Here is a 19466-nt window from a genome sequence, read left to right as displayed (position 1 = left end):
TGTCAGTCGCAAGTGGTCAGTGGTCGGTTGCACGAAGGCGGTCGACTGGAGGCCTTGTTGCTGTCAGCACGCTCCTCAAAGCCTCCCCGGCCTCCGGACCCAGGGCCCCGGACGCGAGAGGGCGGAGACGTCCTTCACTACGACCGGTGCGGTTGTCGCAGGGCTCCGGCCTCCGGACACCGCACCCTCGTCTCTGGACCCTGGACCCTGGACTCAGGACCCCCGAACTACCCGTTCGGCGCGACCTCGACTCCTTCCGGAATGTTGGCCGTGCTCACGACCTTCCAAACCGTGCCGGGATTGTTCTCTGCTTTGCCTGGGCCGAGCCCGCAATCGCAGGAGAGCACATAGGCTTCCCCATCTTCGCTCACACCTCCGCCAAGCAAGAGCAGGTAGAGGTCGGCCAGCTCCTGGAACTGCCACTTGCCCACGGAATCGTGCGAGAGGCTCAGAATCTTGCCGGTGCAATAGTCGACCGCCAGGAAGAAGCCCTCGAGGAAGGGAATGTCGTCGCCACGATAGACGCCCACCCCTGCCACCGCGCATCCGTACCCCACATGTGGATACTCCGCGACCGGCAACGTGCCCATCTCCGGGCACGAGCCGGTGCTCAGATAGTTGACGCAGTGGGCCCCTTCCCACATCGGCCAACCGAAATTCTGGCCGCCATTGCTGGATGCGGGAATGAAGTTGATCTCTTCCCAGGACATCTCACCGACATCGGTGATGTACATATCCCCGGTTTCATAGTCGAACTGCCACGACCAGGGATTGCGCAATCCCATCGCAAAGGTAACGGGCGCGGCGGGGTAGGTGTAGCTGGCGTTGTACGGATTGTCGGGCGGAATCGTGTAGTACGTGCCGTTTTCGTCGTTCACGATATTGATGCGCAGAATCTTGCCGAGGCTCTGGTCCATCTCCTGCGCCGTGAAAAGGTCGTGCACGCCGAAGAACGCGCCGTTGCCGCTGCCGATATAGAGATAGCCGTCGTTCGGGCCGAAATGAATCGTGCCGCCGTTCAGGATCGGCGTCGGATGCGGGATCTTGATGATATCGACGGCATAGTCCGGGTCGGCCTTGTTCGGATCATCCGCCGATACGCGGTATTGCGAGACCACGAGACCGCCGTTCACGTTGTAGTCGGTATAGGCCAGGTAGAAGAGCCCGTTGGTTTCGTAGTCGGGATGGAATGCGATGCCGAGCAACCCCTGGTCCTGGTGCACGGAAACCACGATCGGGCCGATGTCGATAAACGGCTCCGGCAACAGCTCACCCTCGGCCGTCAGGATCCGCACGGTGCCATAGCGCTCGCCAATGAAGAGCCGGCCCGTGCCATCGAACGCCGGAGTAATCACGCGCGGGCTTTCCAACCCGTCTGCCACCTTGACCAGGGTGACCGATCCCTGACCTGGGTAGAGCCCGGTCGTGATATGCGCTGGAAGCGGCGTGCCTTCAGGCGGACCGTCCGGGATCTGAGTTGGCGTTGGCTCGACCGCAACCGGTGACGCGGCCGGGCTTGCGATTGGGCTTGCAATGGGACTCGCAACCGGGCTTGCGGCCGGTGATCCGGAAGTCGGTGTGCTGTCCTGAGCGACCGCAATTGGGACGATCAAGAGCGACAAGAGCACCAGCGTGCCGAAAAGTGTCATCCGTCGGTGTGCGTTCATGGCTACCAATCTTCCTGACATCGACGGAGCAAGACACCGGTTGGGACCGGTCGATTCAGGTGGAGCGCGCCAACCCGAATCAGCGCCGTGCGCATTGTTTCCTGTCTGCCAGAAGGTACCACACGCGCCACGCCTCGACGCAAAACGCGCACACGGCCATGCCGGTCATTCCGGATTTATTGGCATGGTTGGCTCGATCCGTATCGTTCGGTCCCCGCGGGAGGCACGAACGTTCCATTTCACGGTGTACGGACGGCCTTTTAGCAATTTCTCAGCTTCGCTACACTAGTGGGGGACCCAAAATTCAAGATGCTTTCTGCTGCCGAGGCCTGCGCGTATGAAGTGATCCGGGCAGGCGTACCGGACGGTATCTGATCCAGCAGGCCACAGCAGTACAGAGAGCATCGGAGGCGGGTCAGGGTTGCGCCGGCACATGCGCTCTCGAACCGATCGCCGGCGGCGATCGGCTCCCCAGCGAGGCTACAGGAACTCGCTGAACATCCAGCACTTTTCGATCACCGCCAATGTGCGTGGCAAGGTGATCTGACGAGTTGGAAGATGGCGTCCTCAGCCGCAGCAGTGCGCGCTCGGTCGCACGCGCTTGGGAAACAGGAAAGAGACTTCACGATTGCCGGGATTGCAATCGTGCTGCTTTTCGTCGTCCTCCAGGCCGTCCACATCGCCCGTCAGTTCAATTCGCTTTCGGCCATCGAGTCCCGCGCGGCGCTCGCCGGATTGCGCACGCTCGATGGGTATGGCTGGAGCGATGGATATCTGCGCACCCTGCCCGGGTCGCTGCTCTGGCCAGTGCTCAGCGGGAGCGCATACGAGTTCTGGGGAGCCGCTGGTGCGCGTTTGATCGCGCTTGCATTGGTGGCAGTGGGGTTTCTCGCGTTGCGCTCTGCCACAGACTGGTTGTTTGGAGCGCGGGCTGCCTGCTTCGCGGCGGGCGCGCTTGCGCTCAGCGCCCCATTCTGGGTGGCTGGGCATCTGAGCTCGATGGAAGCGCCGGCGCTGGCAGCCACATGCATTGCGGTCTGGGCCATCGTGCAGCTTGCGCGCTTCGATCATCGTGGATGGCTCTTGCTGGCGACGGCGATGTTGACCGTGGCGATGCTGGCGCACTATCGCGCTGTGCTGATGCTGATTCCGGCCACCATGCTGATCGCCGCGTTGCGTCGCCGGCGCGCCCCAATCGATATCGGCCTGATGTGGCTGCTGGCGGGGCTTGCCCTGGTCGTGTACTTCGATATTTTTGCCACCCAAATCGTCGATGTCTTGTCACCGGGAAGAGTTTTCGGGCTCTCCGATGGGATCGGCGCCTACGACTCGGCAAATGCGGTCCGGGCGGTCATCGTGCTGTGGGGCGTCCTGCCCTTGCTGGCTGGTTTCGCTGCCTGGTATCGGAACCGAGGTTTGCGTCCGGTCATTGCTGCGTTCCTGATGGGCCCCGCGCTCTGGCTGGGGACGTGGCTCCTTAGCGCGCGTGACGGAGCTACCCTGGTCCATCTCGATCTCGCGCTCGGAACCGTGTTGCTCTATCCCGCGGTTGGGCTGGCGCTGGCGGAGGTCTCCTGGGATCGCGCCCGGCTGATCGTGCTTGGCGTCGCTGTGCTTGGGCTTGGGTTGCTTGCCGCTCAGCAAACGCGGGCGTTCGACCGCGGGTGGCCCGATTCGTCCGAACCAGTTGCCGCGTTGGTCAGCGCCATGAAGCCAGGCGATCAGGTGCTCGCGAACGAGCGCTGGCCCTATGCGCTCGCGCTCTATGAGGCCGACCGGATCGAAGCGCCGAACGATGTGCTCGACGAATCGTTGCTTTTCGAGCGCGATGTCGTTTTCGACTTCTGCAGCTTCTCCTGGTTTGTCGATTCGCAGGCGATCGATCCCTGGAGCGCGCTGGTCATGACCGGTATCGGCTCCTGTGGAACCTTTGAGCCCGTGGTTACCGCCAGTTCGAGCGTCTCCTCGGTGAGCGACGGATTGCGGGATCGCGAGCATCTCGTTCAGACGGTCGTGCGTCACAACACGAAGCCGTTCCAGGAGGACGTATGAACCCCTGGAAGATCCGGCTGGCGGGTATCCTGGCGATGGCCAGTATGTTGTGGTGTGGACCCTGGCTCCTGATGCACCTCAACTACGAAGACTTCTGGCTCTCGGTCCCCTTCGCGTTTGCCCTGAGCCTGACCATGGCGTTGACCGCGGTGACGTGCATCAACGAGTGGCTGCGCGCCGTTCCGGAAACGCACCCCGTGCCAAAGGGGGAAGAACCGATTGTGGGGGTATTGGTGCCAACCCTCGGCGAACCGTTGTCGATGGTGCTGCGCACGGTCGAATCGATCTTCGCCCAGGATTGGCCGGCCAATCGGTTGGTGGTCATCGTCAGTGACGATCTGGGGTCTCCAGAACTGGAGCACGAGGTCGAGCGGCTGCAGAACCACTATCCGCGTGGCCGCATCGTCTACCACCGTCCCCCGGGTCGCGAGTCGTCGCTACGACGGGGCGATGCCAAGGCCGGTAATCTCAACTCCGCCTACGACCGGCTGATCGAGATCGAGCCGAACGTCGGCTACATCGAAACGCGCGATTGCGACGACGAAGTCGTCGAGCCGTTTTTCTTGCGGCAGGTCGTGGGGCTCTTGCTGCACGACGACGCGCTGGCCTTTGTTCAGACCCGCAAGACCGCCGAGGTATCCGAAGGGGACCCGTTCAACAATCTCGAACCGATCTTCTATGAAGGGATGCTCCTCGCGCGCCACGCGACCAACGCGGTTTTCCCGTGCGGATCGGGGCTGGTCTGGCGGCGCAACGCGCTCGAATCGATCGGTCTTTTCCCCACCTGGAGTCTGGTCGAAGACCTGATGTCCGGGATCGAAGCGCTCCGGCTCGGCTGGAAGAGCGCCTATCTCCCCATCGTCGGCGCTCAGGCGCAACACGCCCCGGAAGACATCCCCAATGTCTACAAGCAACGGGGCACCTGGGCGCTCGACACCATGCGCATCATGTTCTGGCTCGATTTCAAGGGGCTGGGCGTTCGGCAGCGGCTGCAATTCATGCAGATGGCCATCTTCTATCTGCACAGCTTCGCGACCATTCTCTTCATGCTCTGCATCTCGGTGACGCTGTTCACCAATATCTATCCCTTCCGGCTCGAGGGATACGAAGCGGCCATTCGCTTCTGGCCGCTGGTGGTTGCCACCGAGCTCTTCCTGGTCTCGCTCAAAGGGAACCGCCCGTTCGAATCGGTCTGGCGGTTGCGCGAGATGGCCGTCGGTCTGGCGCCGATCTATGCCATGGCATCGTTGCGGGCGCTGTTTGGCGGCCCAGATTGCGCATACCGCTATCGGGTAACGCGCAAGACCGACAAGCATCAGTGGTATTGGAAAGAGACGTTGCTGCAAACCACGCTGGTACTGGTGCTGGTCGCCGGATTGATCTATCGGATCGCGAACACATCGGACTGGAGCGCGTTCGACGCCGGGTTGCTCTATCTCGGTCTCCTGCAGGTCATCCCGATGGCTGGATTCGTGCGCAAGAGCTGGTTCGGGCTCGATCCGGCGCGCGAGCTGTTTGGGCGGCGGAGAACGATGCTCGATCCCTCGCATGCGAATCCCGGCGATTGAGCATGCGGGAGATGGCCAACCAACGACTCCTCGTTACCGATCCGCCCATTGGCGTCACCCGGGCGCCGCTGCCGAACTGGGTGACCTGGTTGGCGTTGGGCGGGATCGTGCTGCTTGGAATGGCAGTCCGGTTGCTGCGGCTCGACGATCTCAGTCTCTGGTTGGATGAGATCTATGTCGTCGACTACATTCGCCGTCCCTGGACGACGGTGCTTGGGTTCGAAGGCGCCTACGACAATCACCCACCCCTCTATTTCGGCATCGTGAAAGCGGTTTCACTCCTCACCGGAGAAGCGCAAGCCGCCCGTCTGGTGAGCGCGGTTGCCGGCAGCGCCACCATTGTCGCGGTCTTCTTCCTCACCCGGCGGCTGGTCGGAACCTACGCCGGGCTGCTGGCGAGCACGATTCTGGCGCTGGCGCCGTTGCATATCTGGTACTCGCGTGAGGGCCGCATGTACGCCCCCGCGGCCCTGTTCGTGGTGCTCTCCTGGTATGCGCTCATCCGGTTTCTGCCGGAGCGCGATCGCCGGTGGGGTGTGGTCTATGGGGCGATGCTGGCGCTGGCGGCGTATACCGACTACAGTGCGTTCTATGCGCTTGCGCCGCAGGTGCTGACGGTTGCCTGGCTGGCGCGGGAATCTCCCTGGCGCACCGTCCGGGCGTGGTTGATTGCGGTTGGTGGCGCGGCGTTGTTGTTCGTTCCATGGGCGGCGCAAGTGCTGCGCAGCATCAAATTCGTCGGGGACGACCGCGTTTTTCTGTATGTCACCTGGCAGAAGGTGTTCGATTCGTTCTACTCCATCGTCGGTTTGCCAGGCGAGCGTGCCTACTACTGGGGGGTCGTGCGCACGCCGTGGGTGACCTGGCCCGAAATCCGGCCAGTGGCGGCAGCGCTCGTGGCGCTGATATTGCTCCTCGCGGCCGCCACCTTGAGCGGCCGTTATCGCACGATGCTCGTACTGGGAATGTCGCTTTGTTTCGGAACGATCGGTGTGACCGCGCTTGCCAGCTATCTGGTGAGCCCGGGGTATGCCGACCGCACCGTTTCCTACGCGGTGTTGGGTTGGGCAATGCTGGCCGGAGCTGCGCCGTTTGGGCGGGTGCCGAACGGCGTGCGCCCGCTCGCATTGGGAGCGGTGGGACTCTTGCTGGCGAGTTCGCTACTGGCGTTGCATGGCGTAGCCCAGGACGCCGACAAAGAACACTATCGCCAGCTCGCGGTGGCGGCTGGCGAACTCGATGAGCTCGGCTATCCGCTGGTGGCCGTGGAACGTCCCGAGCATCAGCTCATTGCCGATTCGACCGGACTGGTGCGCACGGCCATTTCCATCTACGAGCCCGACATCCAGGTGGGCGATATTGGCCAGGCACAGCTTCCACCGGTCTTCTGGGATATCGCAACCAACTACCCATGGGAAGCCGCGGGGATGGCGGAACTGCGGGCGGAACTCGCATCGCGAGGATTCGTGCTGGTGCAATCGGAACCGTTTCAGCCGGTGATGTCGCTCGATCTCTGGGTGAGCGCCGATCTGGTTGGCGACCAGCGAAGCTCGATCTCCACCTGGGCCAGCCAAACCGCGCCGGTGGAAGACGCGCCCGGGTGGTGGCTCGAGGATGGCAGCGCGTTCGCGGAGGTTGGCCCGACCGGCGCCCCCCAACTGTTGATCTACGCGCTCGAGAACGGCGATGCCGCGGCCGAGTATCGCAAGATCGTCTCAGATGCTGCGCTCTATCTGGTCCGATTCGACTATCAGGTTGCGTTGCCGGTCGGAGCGGGAGAGGTGCAGCTTTCCTGTCTCGATCTGCGCGGGGTGGTGTTGTCGGAATCGACGGCGGAGCTACCGCCGCCGGAAGAACTCGATGAAACGTGGCATCGCGGCCTTGCCGGCGTCGCCTGTCCCGATGGCGCCGCCGAGCTGGTGGTCACGCTCGTCAACAGCGGATTTGGCGATCTTCGCCTGCGGAACCTTTCGCTCGGAGTCCTATCGCCCACGCAACCTGGGTTCATCCTCGAGCCGTATTGGCGATAACGCGCCATCAGCACGAGTTGACGGGATGGGGCGCTTCCAGACGCCAGCCCGGTTGCCCAGATCGTGTAGCCGCAACCTTCCGTGGTTGCCCAGATCGCTCGATTGCAGCCACAGAGGGCTGCGGCTACGGGACATGGGGAGGGCAGCCACGAAGGGTTGCAGTTACGGAGAGCGGAGAGCGAAGCGCTTCGTGACCAAGCCGGACTAGCCGAACACGAGCGTGCCTTGCATCTGCGGACTGTTCGCGGCGGTGACGAACGCCCGCAACGATTCGACCGAGCTATCGATGCGCCAGTCGGTCTCCTTGAGCACGTTGAACCAGACCACTGCCTCGATGGCCGGAAACCGTTCGGGAATCTCGCTCAGGTATGCGCTCGTTATCCAATCCGCCTTGCTGCCGCCCAATTCAGCCGAGGCGGTCTCAGCAATGATGACGGGCCGCGTCGAAAGCTCTTGCAGCTCGGCATAGATGCCCTCGAAGATGTCGGAAAAGGTATCCCAGCCGGCGACACCCCAAGGCTGCGGCGTGTCACCCCAGTTGAATCCCGAGGCCCCCACATAATCGACATAATCGTCACCGGGGAAGACATCGTCCAACGGGACGATTTCGCCCTGCTCGGCGTCGCCGGCGCTCGCGAATGGCGACCAGACCCAGAAAACATTCTCCGCGCCTGCGGCGGCAAACCGGTCGTGAAGGTAGATCCATGCCTCGATGAACTGTTCTGGCGTGTTGCCATTCGCGCCGGCAGACCAGGGATACCAGTCGCCATTCATCTCATGCCCAAACCGGAGCAGAACCGGCTTGCCCCATGCGGCCAGACCGGTCGCCCAACTGTCGATGTAGGTGTCGAATGCGCCGGAGACGATATTCGCCAGCGAGAATGTCGGTTGATCGGCAACACCGACGCCACCGGCGTAGATCGGCACCCAGGCTTCCCAGGTAATGAACGGAATCCCTCCACGCTCATCGACATACTGAAGCAGAGAGGGGTCGAAAATCCCCGAGTTGGTGCCCCAATGCGTGTGGAACATCACCAGCTCCAGTGGACGGCCAATCTGCTGGATCGTGGCGTCCAGCCGGGTGCGGTCCTCGACCACCTCGACCATCATGCCAAGCGAAACCGCGGATGTATCTGTGCGCGGATTCGATTCCTGCGCACGGGTGTGGCGCGCATGCGGGAGAGTTCCCAGCGCGAGCAGGGTAGGGAGCGTGCGGACGACGGTCCGTCGAGAAATCGATGTTTCGATCATTGAGATTCCATCCTTGTCCTGCGAGTGTGCCGTGTGTGTTCGTGGGCCAGGACGGGGCGATTCTGACGTCGAGCGCAAAGGGGACGCGCCCAAGAGACACGCTTGATTCTCTGTTTGGCACAATTGTAGCAATTGGCTCCGTCGAACGAGGACCATATGGGCCGCTCTGGTGAGGAAGCCATCTCCCCAATACGTGTCAGGAAACGACAGCATCATGCAGACCGAAACAAATGGATCCCACGCGCAGCACGAAGGGCATCAGCACGCGCCTTCCTATGAAATGGACAAGGCCCGGATCCTGGCCCGGCTGAAACGGCTGGAGGGACAGGTGCGCGGCGTGCAGAAGATGGTGGAAGAGGACAAGTACTGCGTCGATGTCCTCACCCAGATCTCGGCCATCGTCGCCGGGTTGCGCGCCACCGGCTTGCTCGTGCTGGAAGACCATATACGCGGCTGCGTCATCGGCAGCGATCCCTCCCAACAGGAAGAAACCCTCGACGAGCTGATGTCCGCCATCGAGCGCTTCAACCGCAGCGTGAGCTAGCCCGCGATCGGGAAGCCGCCCGGGGAGTGGTTCGACTTCTACGGGCAAGGCATTCTGGTGGCGGCACGAAAAACGGCCGGTTGACACGATGTTGTGCCGGGTGTGTACTGGGAACACTGGGCCCAAACAGGTGCGACGGGACCAACTCGTTTCGATCTGTCTGATGATGTCGCACTGGCAAGCGGAGGTATCGATGACCCGGCGGTTGGTTCGATCGATTGCGTTGACTCTCGTAGCACTCATCATTGTGGGACTCAGCGTCCAGGCATTCGCGATCGCGCCTCGTGCGATCGCTCAGGAGGCCGCGGGGTGTGGTCCGTGGATTCCGTTCGATGAGATGGAAGGGACGCCCGAGGCAAAGCCTGGGGAACAGGACGACTATCAGGTCATCAGCAGTTTCGAGTCGATCACCGAGCTCCCGCCGGACTACTTGATCGATGTGGTCCTGACTCAGGTAACACTCTTCGACGGCGGAACGCTTGCAGTGCTTTCCCGACAGCCGTCGATCATCCGTGTCGATAGCGGTCTCGTCCAGATCACCATCTGCGAGGGATCGCAAATCGAGATCCAGCAAGCCGATGCCACCATTCCGACGCGGTTCGGGGCCGGAACCTTTGACGTTCCCGCCGGTGGCGCCCTGTTTATCGATGCCGACGATCAGTACTATCTGACCGGTGCGTCCAGCGGAACTGCTACCGCCGAGGACGCCGGCACACCCACCGCCGCGACACCGGTTTCAGACGAAGCACGGGCCGGTTCCACGCTCACCGTCGTGACCTGGGACGGGATACGGTTGGCGTACGGGATATGCGGGGGCGCAGGATGTTGAACCCGGCACGGGACGTCTGAAACTCACGGCACGGGTCTGGGGAGTTCGATCGCATCGAACTGCTCGATGAGCGCGCGGGGCGAGCGATCCCGGCCACGGGCGAGCCCGGCTGCGAACTCGCCAGGACCGAGCTTGACCAGAAGCCGGTCGATCGCGCGGTCGAGCGCGGCGCGCTCCCGGCCGTTGCTGGCAATGCCCGATTGCTCGCGCAGTTGTTGCGCGGCGCCGATGCATTCGGCCGCGGCGTCCCAGGTTTCCTCGAATACGAGCAGGCGTGCGGCTCCTTCCAGCAGGGAGAGCACGGTGTAGGTATCGAAACAGGTCACGAGCGCGGAAAATGCGCGCTCGAAGCGTGGACGTGCCTGTTCCGGCGCGGTGTCCAGCAGGAGCAATCCCTGTTCCAGAAAGCAAAGACCAACGGCCTCGGCATCGCCCGTTTGCGAGAAGCGTGCAAGCGCATGGTCATAAGCAGACTCCGCCGATGGCCGATCTCCCAACCGGCGGTGTGACCGCCCTTCGATCAGCCATCCCCAGGCGTCGCCAGTGGCATCGTTGGAGCGTTCGGCATGGGCGCGCCATTCCCGGCAGGCATCGATGGCTGCTTGCTCATCGCCAGATTCGCAGGCCGTGTAGGCGAGTCTGGCGTAGCCGAGCGCGACGATCTGGGGATCGTCTTTCGCTCTCCCGGCTGCCAGCACATCGTTTGCCATGGCGCGGGCGGTTGCATAGTTTCCACTCAGCGCGGCAACCGTGCTGAGCGCGGCCACCGATCGCACCCGCAGAGCCGGATTCCCGCTTTCGTCGGCAATGGCGATTGCCCGGCGGTAGAACGTGGCGGCTACTGCCGGATCGCTGAACCAGGTATTGCCCAGATAGAAGAGCGCTTCGGCCTCGAGCTCGGGAGGATAGGATCCTTCTGGCCGGTAGGCGCGTTCGAGCCATGACCGCGCCTGGAGCACCGTCCTCCGCTGATCGAGAAAGCCTGCCAGATCGATCACCAGCCGCAGACCGGCCGGAGTCGCGGCCTGCTCGTCGACCGCGGCCTGCAGGTTCTCGAATTCCCGATCGAGCCGGTCGAGCCAGCGCGCCGAATCGGCAGTGCGGTGGTGCGGGCGCGCTTCTCTGGCCAGATCTGAGAAGAAGGCCGCATGCGCCAGGGCAGCATCGTCCCATTCCCCGATTTCCCGCAACGTGTCGATCGCAAACTCCTGGATGGTTTGCAGCATCAGGAACCGCGGCTCGCCGGTGGCATCGGGCGAGACCTGCAGGAGATTGGCCTGCACCAGCGCGTCTAGCCGGTTCAAGGCCCAAAGGGGATCGGAAATGCCCTCGTTCCAGATGACGGCCGCGGCCGCATCGACCGCAATGCCTCCATGAAAGACCGCCAGACGGCGAAACGCGCGTTGGTCTTCGGGTTCCAGCAGGTCGTAGCTCCAGGCGATGGTGTTGGCCAGGGTTCGCTGGCGATCCGGGAGATCGCGCGGACCGTCGCGCAGGAGCGCGCGGCTCTCCTGCAACCGGTGTTGCAGGGCCTCGGGTGAAAGCATGCGCACCCAGGCTGCCGCCAACTCGATGGCCAGTGGCAGTCCGTCGACCGAGCGGCAAATCTCGGCGATCGCCTCGGCGTTGTCATGCTCGAGCGCGAACGATGCGCGCACGTCGCGCGCGCGTTGGGCGAACAGCGCCACCGCCGGGCTGGTCTGCGGATCGTCTGGCAACGAGAGCGGTTCCAGCGCGATCCGGCGCTCGCCCCGGATGCGTACCGGCGCCCGGCTGGTGGCGAGAATGGTCACATCTGGCGCGGATTGCACAATGGCGCTGCAGATCTCGGCCACGCCCTCGATCACTTGCTCGCAGTTGTCGAGCACCAGCAGCAACTGCCGTCCGTGCAACCAGTCGAGCAGCGCATTGCGCGGCGAGACGAGCGGATCGGCCGCGCCGGCAACCTGCACGATCGCGTCGAGCACCTGCTCATTCGCCCGGAGCGGCGAGAGATCGACAAAGCGGATCCCGTCCTGGAACTCGTCCAGGAGTTGCGCCGCAACCTCGGTGGCGAGGCGGGTCTTGCCCACCCCTCCGGTTCCCAGCACCGATATCATCCGATGCTCGCGCGACCGGAGCAGCGCGCGCAGGCGAGCGGCGTCGGCTTCTCTCCCGACCATGGACGTTGGCCAGCGTGGAAGGTTGTGCGTGCGGAGGTCGAGCGTGGCAAGCGGCGGGAACTGCTCGGGCAGCTCACGGGCGACGATCTGAAAAATTCGGCCGCTGCCTACCACATCCCGCAGGGCGCGCTCGCCCAGATCGCGCCGCTCGATACCCTCCGGCCAGGCGTCCCCACAGGCCAGGACGGTCTCGTGCGTGCAGAGAATCTGCCCTCCGTGCCCGGCGGCGAGCGTGCGGCTCAGCCGGTTGAGTGTGGGGCCGAAGTAGTCGCCATCGTGGGTGTCCGCCTCCCCGGTATGGATCGCCACCCTGACCAGCAGGTCGTCACCGTCGACCATACCCGGCCAATGCTGCGACAGCAGAAGACGTTGCCCGGCAACCGCTGCGCGGATGCTGCTGGGCGCGTCGGCAAAAACGGCATAGACCCCATCGCCCACGGTCTTGAAGACCGTTCCGCCATGCCGTTCGACCGCGTCGCGCAGAAGCGCTTCCTGCCGCGGCACCGCATCCGCCATGGTCTCTGGATATCGGTTCCAGAGCCGAGAGCTGCCTTCGATGTCTGTGAAGAGGAAGGTGATTGGCGACGACATCGCTGTCCTGCCCAAGACAGTGCGGTGGACGGGGGTTCGTGTCGCGTAGTGTACCCAGCGCGCACCGCGTGTTCCGAGCCGTGCTCCTCCCTGTCATACTCCCTTCCAGCGTTGACTCGTCTCTGAGGCGCCACCGATGTCCGATTCGATCGAACAGCTGATCGCCGCGGCCGAAGCCAATCCGGTGCATCCCGAGCCGTGGGGCGCGCTCGCCCAGGCGCTCTTTGCCTCCGGCGATTTCCCGGGAACCGTGCAGGCCGCGCTCCACGCCGCCGAGCTTGGCTATGGCGAGTTTGGCGAGATGATGGTGCTTGCGTCCCGGGCTGCGATCCGCGATGGCCAGATCGACAGCGCGTCCGAACTGATGCAGCTGGCGCTCGATCTGCGTTATCGGGATATCGGCGGTATCCGCGCGGATCCGGATTTTGCCCCTCTTATGTCGCTGCCCAACATTTCCTATCGGTTCGGGCTGCCCGCCCCGGATTCCACCCGGGATCAGGGATGGCAGGGGGACATCGAGTTCTTCGAGCAAGAGCTGCTGCGCCGTTCGGCGAATCCGTTCGCGCTTGTTTCCGCGGAAGAGATGGACAGCGCGATCGCTTGGGTCTTCGAGCATGTTGCCGAACTGAGCGATGCCGAGATTTTGCTGAACCTCGGCCGCCTGCTGGTGGCGCTGCAGGACGGGCATGCCTATGTCTGTCCCGCGCTGGAACGAGCCGACCTGTTGGCCGCGCTACCGGTGGGGTTCTACCGGTTCGAGGAAGGCGTTTTCATCACGCATGCCGCTTCGGCCTATGCCCATCTGGTTGGGTTGCAGGTGGCCGAGATCGAAGGGCGATCGATGGCCGAAGTGGCGCAGGAGATCGTACCCACGATCTGCACTGACAATCCGCATTGGCCGAGCGAAATCGTGCCCTTCCGCCTGCGGGAGACGGCCTTTCTGCATGCCCTTGGTCTGACCGCGCATCCGGATCGGGTCACGCTGCGGCTGATGGACGATGCCGGGAATCTCGCCGATCACACCGTGATGGCCGACAACGAGTTTCCCACCGCGCCGCTCGGCCGCAACTTTCCGTTTCCGGATCACTGGGTCACGGCGTTGGATCGATTCCCAGCAAAACCGCTCTCTATACGGGATCTTCGTACCCCATTCTGGTTCGAGCCGATACACGAGCTGGACGCCATCTATCTGCAAATCAACAACATGCGCGATGGCGATGACGAAACCTTCGCTGCCTTCACCGATCGGTTCTTCGCCATGCTGCACGAGACCAATCCCGATCGGCTCATCATCGACATCCGCATGAACAAGGGGGGCAACACCACGCTGGAGTGGCCGTTTCTCCACACGCTGATCGCCAGCCCCTGGAACCAACCCGGCAAGCTCTTTGTCATCATCGGGCGGCGCACCTGGTCGGCGGCGCAGAATTTCGCCACCTATCTCGATCTGCATTCGCATGCAATCTTCGCGGGAGAACCAACCGGATCGTCGCCGAGTTTCACCGGTGAGAGCATCGAGTTCGTGCTTCCCTGGTCTGGCACGCGGGTCAACATCTCCGATCTGCAGTGGCAGAGCGGCTGGCCGTGGGACCGGCGTCCGTGGATCCCGCCCGATCTCTTTGCCCAGCCGACCTGGGAGGCCTATCGCGCGGGCCGGGACGTTGCGTTGGAAGCGATCGCACGAGAGATCGCTCAGCCAACCTTGTCGTGAGCGAAAAGCGGAGAGATTCGATGACGAGCGAGTCGATCTACCAGCGTATTGGGGCCAGACCGATCATCAACGGGCGCGGACCCACCACGTTGGCCGGCGGGTCGTTGATGGAACCCGAGGTATTGGCCGCGATGGCCGAAGCCTCCACGCGCTTCGTCGATATCGAGGAACTCAACCGCGCGGTTGGCCAGCGGATTGCCGAAGTGACCGGCGCGGAGGCGGGGCTGGTCACCTGCGGATCGGCAGCCGGTATGGTGCTGGCCGCAGCGGCCTGCGTGGCCGGGAGCAATCCCGAGCGCATCGCCGCCCTGCCGGACAGCGACGGCTTCCCGAACGAAATCGTCTTCCACCGCGCGCACCGCATCATGTACGACCGCATGTACCGGGTTGGGGGCGGGCGGTTGACGCTCATCGGAACCTGGGAGCGCACCGATCCCGCCGAACTGGAGCAAGCGATCACCGACCGCACCGCCGCGGTGGCGTTCCATCAGTCGCAATACAACGGACCCGGCGCGCTCCCCTTCGAGCAGGTGGTCGAAATCGCGCATGCGCGCAATGTGCCGGTGTTCGTCGATGCCGCGTCCACCCTCCCGCCCGTGAGTCACTTGCGCATCTGGATCGAGCGCGGGGCCGATCTGGTCATCTACAGCGGAGGAAAGGGCATCCGCGGTCCAGCGGAATCGGGCTTGCTGGCCGGCCGCGCCGACCTGATCGAAGCGGCCCGCTTGAATGGCAGTCCCAATGCTTCCGTCGGGCGCGGCATGAAGGTCGGCAAGGAAACGATGGTCGGGCTCTGGGTTGCGCTGGAGCGCTTCCTGGCCCACGACCACGAAGCCGACTACCGCCGCCACATGGCGCAGGCCGACCGGTTGATGGCCGCGCTTGGAACCCGGTCAGACGTGCGGCTCACCCGCAACGACGATCAGGCGATTTGGCCCTTCCCGGTCATTGGTGTCTACCCCGTGGATGACCGCTGGAACCACCGCGCGGTGGTCCAGGCGCTCATCGCCGGTGACCCGTCCATTCATCTCGACGCGCTGCGCGACCGGCTGCAGATCAATACCCACTGGCTGGAAGACGACCAGATCGACGTCATACTCCGCCGCCTCACCGCCGAACTCGACGCGCGGCGCGGCGCCTAGCGAGGTTCAACCCTCGCTCGCAACCAGCGCGCGAAATCGAGGGTTGCTTCGGCGCGGTGTTCCCGGTCCTTGGCGATCTGTTCGATGCGTACTGCCAGCTCCAGGGAATCTCCCCGGAACTCCAGGCCGTTGACGCGCAGGAAGACATCAAGCGTTACAAATGCTGCCCGCTTGTTGCCGTCGACGAAGGGCTGGTTCTGAGAGATGCCAACGGCCATCAGCACCGCCTGCGTGGTGAGATCCGCGTCTTCGTAGTAGGCCGCCGTTTGCGCGCGCATCAACGCCGATTCGAGCAGCCCTTCATCGCGCAGCGGTTCCAGCCGCTCGCCCATGCGACCCAGGATCGCGCGATGCAGCTCGATGACCTCGGCCACCGTTAGGTAGCGGATCATGGCTATTTCGCGAGATAGCGATAGGCAGCTTCGTGATCCCGCCAGCTCGCATCGAGCGCGTCACGCAGCTCGCGGCTCAAGACCGGTCGTTCTTCCAAAGGTGTGAGCTGGACCGCAAATCGGTCACCTACGGACCACCCGTTGCGCTCGACTTCCTCTTTCGGAATGGTGATGACGTAGCTGTTTCCCGCCTTGCGCAGTTGTTGCTGGATCATGTCTGATATGCTCTTCATCCTACGTAAACTTCGTGCATACGGTGAATACAGTATATACCGCGTGCCGGAGACGCACTCCTGCGTCTTCTGTTCCCGTTCGGTCGCGCGAGTTGGCAAAGCGCGTTGGTTATGAGGAGGCTGGTTGGTACGCCAGGCAGCTTTCGGCGGCGAGCCAGAAGAGGCGTTCACGGATCGTGTGCTTGTCCCAGTCGCGCGGGTCCCAATCGCCCAACCCGCTGACATCGTCTCCCCCGTAAAGAATCTGCCCAACCGGCACACCACGAAATGCCCCAACCGCAAAGAGCGCCGAGGCTTCCATCTCCACCATGGCGCACCCTTCGGCCTGCCGCCGCGCGACCCTGGCCCGGGTCTCCCGGTAGATGGCGTCGGTGGTCCAGGTCTTGCCCAATCGATAGCCGACGCCGTGCCGTTCCAGTGTTGTCGCAATCGTGCTCACCATTCCCGCATCCTGCGCGATCTCGCGGGCGGCTGGGACATAGTGGAACGAGGTTCCCTCGTCACGCACAGCGCTGGTGGGGATCATCAACTGTCCGACATCGATCCCCCGATCGAGCACCCCAGCCCCGCCACACGCGACCACCGTGCGCGCGCCCAACGCGATGAGCTCTTCCAGCACAAAGGCGGCCATTGGCGCGCCGATGCCGGGTTGAATCGCGACAATCGGTGTTCCATCGATCTCCACTCGCAGCATCGGATTGGGACCGGCTTCGCTGGTCAGAAACCCGATGACCTCCGTCGTCTCCCGGGCGCGCAAGTCGCCCAGCACATCGTGAAAAAAGCAGATCACCGCGTGCTTCGGGAAATCCTCCCGTTCCACGAGCACGTGATGCGGCTCGATGATGGCGGTGCGGTCTTCGTCGAATTCGAAGAGTGGAAACGAATCGATCATGTGGTGAGCATACAGGACGGCCGCGGCATGCAAAGAGTCGATCTACCGTGTCGCGGCAACCGCCTTGGCGGCTTCTTCTGCTTCGCCCTTGCCGCGCGTTCGATACGCGGCGAGCGCCGCGATGACGGCTTCCGGGTTCTGCTCGATCACCCGCAGATAGCTCGCCGCTGCCTGATTGCGAGCGGAAAGGAAGGAGCGCTTCTGCTCCCAATCCCGGAGCGTGCCCAGCGGAATCTCGAAGGTCTCGGAAAACTGCACTTGCGTCATGCCGAGCGCCTTGCGTACGCGCACCGCGTCCACGACGCGCCGCATCTGTGACAACTCTTCGTCGGTCATCGGCGGGTTGTCCGGATCGGAGAGCGCGGCGGCCTCGATCTCCTCATCCGTCAAGGCGTTGAATCGATTCCAGTCCATGGGAATGGGCGAGACGTAAGGCTCACCGGTGGAGAGATCGATAACCGTGCCATCTTCATACAACCGCACGCGAACGGTATTCTCTTCGCTCATGTCGACTAGCCTTTCGGGCGGAGATGATGCGGATTCGATCTTCACGCCATGTGTAGATCACGGTAACGAGTGCGCCTTCCACCTGACCTACGGTCCTATACCGCAGCTCATCTTGCCGCTGGTGCGGTGGATCTTGCTGAATACGATCGGCATCCTCAAAGAGCTGGATGGCAACTTCGAAGATGATGTCGTGCTTTGCTTCATTACTCCGAGCTTTGTCGGGGTCCCATTCGAATCCGTTGGCGAACAGTGCCCCGACTCGATAGTACTGGTTACCAGTAGTCACTGCAACCTCTACGCCTCGGAGGTCCACACCCGTTCGAGCATGCGCAGCCAGTTGCCGTGCATGATCTTTTCGATGTCGTCCTCGGCGTACCCGCGGGCGCGCAGCCGGCCCGGGATGCTCTGCAACTCATAAATCGTGTCGAGGTCGCGCGGGGTTTGCTCGGTGCCGTAACCGCCGTCCAGGTCGGTTCCAATGGCGGCGTGATTGGCATTGCCGGCCAGCTGGCAGATATGGTCGATGTGATCGACGTAGTCTTCCATGCTGCAGATTTCGGGGGTGCTTTCGCCCCGAATCCAGTTCGGCACCACCATCCAGGCGTCGAGCGCGCAGCCGATGACCCCGTCCCGCTCGATGATGTGCTGGAGCATCTGGTCGGTGAGCTGGCGGTCGCCGGGCACCAACGCGCGGCAGTTGGAATGCGAGGCCCAGATCGGCCCCGTGAAGATCTCCACCGCCTCCCAGAACGATTGGTCGTTGAGGTGGGTGATATCCAGCACCAGGCTGGTCTCGTTCATCTCTTCCAGCAGCGCCTTGCCCCGTTCGGTCAACCCACCCAGGCTTTCGGTACCGTGCGCATACTCGCTCGGACCGTAGTGCGCCAGGCTCAACGCCCGCAGTCCGTCCTTCCACCAAAGCCCGAGCTGGTCGAGATCGACAATCGGGTCGGCCCCTTCCATCGTCAGGATCATCCCGAGGGGCGTGTTTTCCGGATCGGCGTTCCATTCCTTCATATGGGCGTCGAGCTGGGGCCAGTCGGAGATCATGCGAATATCGCCTTGCCGCTCCATCTCCCGATAGAACGCAAGCTCACCCTGCGCCCGCGCGTATGCGATCTCCTGGGTGCGCACGTCGATCATGTCGTGTCGACCCGATTTCGTGCGCGCGATCATCGTGCAGAAGCAGAGCGCCATCTCGGTGCGCCGCATTTCCGGGAAAGAAAGGGTGTTGTTGCCGCGCCCCTTCTCGGTCATGTGCGCTTCGTCCTCCCGAATCCCGGCCACGCTCTTGCGCAGGTCACGGTCGAGATAGAACGCGTTCATGGCAATGTCGAGATGACTGTCGATGACGATCACGATCGTGTGCTCCTGCTGCATGGAAAAACCGGCCCACTGCCTGCGCGGCAGTCTACCGGGATTCGCGGTCCAGATTACGAGGTGTGAGACCAGCCGCGATGCGCCTCCACGGCCGAATCTCGGTCACTGCTCGGCGTGACCTGTAAGCGTCGTTACCGTGGGTTCATTCCAGGAGATATTGGGATCGATCTCGACCGAAAGCGCTGCGTCCGCAAATCGGAACCGCAAGATCGGGCAGACCTCGCCTCCCGTGTAGCAGACGCGGAGCTCGAATGTGTCGTCGCTCGTCCACGCTCCACTTGCGCTTGTGCGTTCCAGGCCGACCCCACCCGATCCGGGGTTCATTGGACTGAGGATTCGGCCCTCCGATTCTCCTGCTAGCCACTCGCCAAGTCCGCTAACGACCCGATGGTCGCCACTGGTGTCGGTAATGGTGATGGTGGTGGCGTCGAAGGAATCGAACTCACAGACGATTCGCTCGATTCCCAAGCTATTCGCCTCGAGCGCATAAGCTCGACCGGATATGGTCTCGAGGA

The 19466-nt window shown here is 63.1% G+C and carries 16 protein-coding genes; 7 read left to right on the top strand and 9 right to left on the bottom strand.

All coding sequences use genetic code 11. From position 1 onward, the window contains the following. Nucleotides 1-227 precede the first annotated feature (227 nt). On the bottom strand, nucleotides 228-1667 hold the full coding sequence (locus R2855_16665) for a PQQ-dependent sugar dehydrogenase (GenBank protein ID MEZ4532628.1): 1440 nt from the start codon (nucleotides 1665-1667) through the stop codon (nucleotides 228-230). Nucleotides 1668-2225: 558 nt separating this feature from the next. Here R2855_16665 and R2855_16660 point away from each other — a divergent pair. The 3 genes from R2855_16660 to R2855_16650 are packed head-to-tail and all read left to right on the top strand — an operon-like array spanning nucleotide 2226 to nucleotide 7317. After that, nucleotides 2226-3719, top strand: a complete 1494-nt coding sequence (locus R2855_16660) for a glycosyltransferase family 39 protein (protein MEZ4532627.1) — start codon at nucleotides 2226-2228, stop codon at nucleotides 3717-3719. After that, nucleotides 3716-5287: a glycosyltransferase gene (locus tag R2855_16655; protein ID MEZ4532626.1), complete on the top strand. Its 1572-nt coding sequence runs from the start codon at nucleotides 3716-3718 to the stop codon at nucleotides 5285-5287. The genes R2855_16660 and R2855_16655 overlap by 4 nt, the downstream gene beginning before the upstream one ends. An 11-nt stretch (nucleotides 5288-5298) precedes the next feature. Further along, nucleotides 5299-7317, top strand: coding sequence for a glycosyltransferase family 39 protein (locus tag R2855_16650; GenBank protein ID MEZ4532625.1), 2019 nt, complete (start codon nucleotides 5299-5301; stop codon nucleotides 7315-7317). 204 nt (nucleotides 7318-7521) lie between these two features. Here R2855_16650 and R2855_16645 read toward each other — a convergent pair whose 3' ends face one another. After that, nucleotides 7522-8568 carry a glycosyl hydrolase gene (locus R2855_16645; protein ID MEZ4532624.1) on the bottom strand — a complete coding sequence of 349 codons (1047 nt, stop codon included), beginning with the start codon at nucleotides 8566-8568 and terminating at the stop codon, nucleotides 7522-7524. Between the two features lie 214 nt (nucleotides 8569-8782). Between R2855_16645 and R2855_16640 the strand changes: the two genes are divergently transcribed. Next, nucleotides 8783-9112 (top strand): metal-sensitive transcriptional regulator, encoded by a 330-nt coding sequence (locus R2855_16640; protein ID MEZ4532623.1) that lies wholly within the window; start codon nucleotides 8783-8785, stop codon nucleotides 9110-9112. A gap of 193 nt (nucleotides 9113-9305) precedes the next feature. Further along, nucleotides 9306-9941, top strand: coding sequence for a hypothetical protein (locus R2855_16635; GenBank protein ID MEZ4532622.1), 636 nt, complete (start codon nucleotides 9306-9308; stop codon nucleotides 9939-9941). A gap of 23 nt (nucleotides 9942-9964) precedes the next feature. Here R2855_16635 and R2855_16630 read toward each other — a convergent pair whose 3' ends face one another. Further along, complete coding sequence (locus R2855_16630; protein MEZ4532621.1) at nucleotides 9965-12694, bottom strand: adenylate/guanylate cyclase domain-containing protein; 2730 nt, start codon at nucleotides 12692-12694, stop codon at nucleotides 9965-9967. 136 nt (nucleotides 12695-12830) lie between these two features. Here R2855_16630 and R2855_16625 point away from each other — a divergent pair, with 136 nt between their 5' ends. Both R2855_16625 and R2855_16620 read left to right on the top strand, forming a co-directional pair. Next, nucleotides 12831-14405, top strand: a complete 1575-nt coding sequence (locus R2855_16625; GenBank protein MEZ4532620.1) for a hypothetical protein — start codon at nucleotides 12831-12833, stop codon at nucleotides 14403-14405. 20 nt (nucleotides 14406-14425) lie between these two features. Next, nucleotides 14426-15547 (top strand): aminotransferase class V-fold PLP-dependent enzyme, encoded by a 1122-nt coding sequence (locus R2855_16620; GenBank protein ID MEZ4532619.1) that lies wholly within the window; start codon nucleotides 14426-14428, stop codon nucleotides 15545-15547. Here the strand turns inward: R2855_16620 and R2855_16615 are convergent. The 6 genes from R2855_16615 to R2855_16590 all read right to left on the bottom strand — a co-directional run. Then, a complete protein-coding gene (locus R2855_16615; GenBank protein ID MEZ4532618.1) occupies nucleotides 15544-15939 on the bottom strand; it encodes a type II toxin-antitoxin system death-on-curing family toxin in 396 nt (131 codons plus the stop codon). The genes R2855_16620 and R2855_16615 overlap by 4 nt on opposite strands. 2 nt (nucleotides 15940-15941) lie before the next feature. Beyond that, entirely contained in the window at nucleotides 15942-16172 is a 231-nt protein-coding gene (locus R2855_16610; GenBank protein MEZ4532617.1) for a hypothetical protein, read from the bottom strand. A gap of 109 nt (nucleotides 16173-16281) precedes the next feature. After that, nucleotides 16282-17064: a nucleoside phosphorylase gene (locus R2855_16605; GenBank protein ID MEZ4532616.1), complete on the bottom strand. Its 783-nt coding sequence runs from the start codon at nucleotides 17062-17064 to the stop codon at nucleotides 16282-16284. Nucleotides 17065-17106: 42 nt separating this feature from the next. Then, complete coding sequence (locus R2855_16600) at nucleotides 17107-17571, bottom strand: hypothetical protein (protein MEZ4532615.1); 465 nt, start codon at nucleotides 17569-17571, stop codon at nucleotides 17107-17109. 294 nt (nucleotides 17572-17865) lie between these two features. Next, on the bottom strand, nucleotides 17866-18930 hold the full coding sequence (locus tag R2855_16595) for a membrane dipeptidase (GenBank protein ID MEZ4532614.1): 1065 nt from the start codon (nucleotides 18928-18930) through the stop codon (nucleotides 17866-17868). A gap of 123 nt (nucleotides 18931-19053) precedes the next feature. Continuing rightward, a partial coding sequence (locus R2855_16590; GenBank protein ID MEZ4532613.1) for a hypothetical protein occupies nucleotides 19054-19466 on the bottom strand: 413 nt, incomplete at its 5' end.

It is taken from the genome of Thermomicrobiales bacterium (genome assembly GCA_041390825.1).
Classification (GTDB): Bacteria; Chloroflexota; Chloroflexia; order Thermomicrobiales; family UBA6265; genus JAMLHN01.
Note: the sequence above shows the minus strand (reverse complement) of the source record. Positions and strands in the feature narration are given on the sequence as shown.